The organism is Ruegeria intermedia (assembly GCF_900129345.1).
Lineage (GTDB): Bacteria > Pseudomonadota > Alphaproteobacteria > Rhodobacterales > Rhodobacteraceae > Ruegeria > Ruegeria intermedia.
The window spans coordinates 1-1699 of record NZ_FQVK01000068.1 but is presented as its reverse complement, the minus strand read 5'-3'; the positions used below and the strand labels follow the sequence as shown (position 1 = coordinate 1699).

General features: G+C 58.5%; 1 protein-coding gene. It reads left to right on the top strand.

Features of this window, described 5'->3' with window-relative positions; genetic code table 11:
- Nucleotides 1-179: 179 nt before the first annotated feature.
- Nucleotides 180-1531 (top strand): IS3 family transposase gene (locus F3H26_RS19195; RefSeq protein WP_394349796.1). Its coding sequence is split into 2 segments (ribosomal slippage): nucleotides 180-515 and nucleotides 518-1531, totalling 1350 coding nucleotides; the frame shifts between segments, so codons are not numbered across the junction.
- The last annotated feature ends 168 nt before the right edge of the window (nucleotides 1532-1699 follow it).

Genomic DNA, 1699 nt, shown 5'->3' with positions numbered 1-1699 from the left:
TGAAGGAGGTCGTTGCGGAACTGACGCTTGAGAACCGGTTGCTCAAAAAAAGCATGCTCGGGGATGGGGAGGACGGAGAATGAGATACCCCGCCTGTCTGACGTCAGCACCTACCGGACAGATTTAGGGGTTTGAGCAACGGAGGATTTCTGGTTCATCGAAGCCATTATGGAGCGAAGATGAACAAGAAATCCGGAACATCGAAAGACGCCGCTGACAAGCTGGTCAGGGGCATCAAGCGTAAGACGCGCAAGCATTACTCTGCCGAGGAGAAGATCAGGATCGTTCTGGCTGGCCTTCGCGGCGAAGAGAGTATTTCTGCCCTGTGTCGCCGTGAGGGGATTGCCGAGAGCCTGTATTATTCCTGGTCGAAGGAGTTCCTGGAGGCCGGGAAAGCCCGGTTGTCGGGGGATACGGCCAGGCAGGCGACAGCCCCCGAAGTGAAGGAACTGCGTTCGGAATCCGCGGCCCTGAAGGAGGTGGTTGCCGAACTGACGCTTGAGAACCGGCTGCTCAAAAAAAGCATGATCGGGGGTGGGGAGGACGGAGAATGAGATACCCTGCGTCTGAGAAGCTGGAGATCATCCGCACGGTCGAGGCATCACATCTGCCGGTTAGGCAAACCCTGAAGATGCTCGGCATCCCCAGCAGCACCTACTACGACTGGTACGCGCGCTGGAGCGACGGTGGTCTCGATGCGCTTGCCGATCGCTCACCCCGGCCCGGGTCGGTCTGGAACCGCATCCCGGATACGGTTCGCGACGATGTTATCGACTTTGCGCTGGAGCACGAAGACCTGACGCCGCGCGAACTGGCCGTCAAATACACCGATGAGAAGCGCTATTTTGTCTCGGAATCCTCCGTCTATCGCATCCTCAGCGCTGAGGATCTGATCACCGCCCCTGCGCATGTGGTGATCCGGGCAGCGGATGAGTTCCGCGACAAGACCAGCCGTCCGAACGAGCTCTGGCAGACCGACTTCACCTATCTCAAGGTGATCGGCTGGGGTTGGTTCTATCTCAGCACGATCCTGGACGACTACAGTCGTTACATCATCGCGTGGAAGCTGTGCACGACGATGAAGGCCAGCGATGTCACGGACACGCTGGACCTGGCGCTGGAGGCGTCCGGTTGCGATAGCGCGACGGTCATTCAAAAGCCTCGGCTGCTCAGCGACAACGGCTCGTCTTACGTTGCCTCTGAGTTGCCCGAATACCTTGAGCAAAAGGGAATGGACCATGTTCGTGGCGCGCCGCATCACCCGCAGACCCAAGGCAAGATCGAGCGCTGGCACCAGACGATCAAGAACCGGGTTCTGCTGGAAAACTACTTCCTGCCCGGCGACCTGGAACGACAGATCGGCGCCTTCGTTGATCACTACAACAACCACCGCTACCACGAGAGCCTGGCCAACCTAACACCCGCCGATGTCTATCACGGCCGAGGCACGAAGATCCTGAAGATGAGAGAGGAGATCAAGAAGCAGACAATCCGAAAACGCCGGTTGCAGCACCAAGCCGCTGCCGCCTAAACTCAGACAGAAAGTGAACCAGAGGCTCCGATACGAAACCGCTCATGATGTCCGGAAAACTCTGACGACGGACACCCCGCCTCTGAGAAGCTTGAAATCATCCGCACGGTGGAAGCCTCGCACCTGCCGGTCAGGCAGACGCTGGCGATGCTCGGTATTCCCAGCAGC